The sequence below is a fragment of the Blautia sp. JLR.GB0024 genome, from assembly GCF_037000545.1.
GTDB classification, from domain to species: Bacteria; Bacillota; Clostridia; order Lachnospirales; family Lachnospiraceae; genus Blautia; species Blautia celeris.
Map to the genome: position 1 here is coordinate 1 of NZ_JBANBF010000052.1, position 418 is coordinate 418.

Annotated in this window: 1 protein-coding gene; it reads right to left on the reverse strand. The window is 50.7% G+C overall.

The annotated features are described in order from the left end of the window. A partial coding sequence (locus tag V8Q34_RS27385; RefSeq protein ID WP_335836692.1) for a TIM barrel protein occupies positions 1-418 on the reverse strand: 418 nt, incomplete at both ends.

Consider the following 418-nt stretch of genomic DNA (forward strand, 5'->3'; position numbering starts at 1 on the left):
GTACTTCTTTACCATCTCAAGAGGGTCTGCGCCGCAGTAGGTAAAATGGCCGGTATCAAATAACAGACTCACATATTCCGGATCTGTATTTTCCATCATTCTCTCCACCTCGTCCGGGTTCTGCACCACGGTTCCCATGTGGTGATGGAAGGTCAGGCTGATCCCGTACTCTTCCTTTGCGATCTTACCCAGTCTGTTCATACCTGTACAGAAGGTCTCCCACTCCTGGTCGTTCATCACGTATTTGTGGCCGAAAATGGGAGTGTCCTGCATGCCCTGTACGCTGTGGCTCTGCTCGGATGCACCGATGATCTTGGCGCCCATTGCCTTTAAGAACGCAAGCTGTGCTCGGAACTCCTTCTCCACTTCTTCAAAGGGCTTTGTGATCAGAAAGGAGGAGAACCACTGATTGCAGATT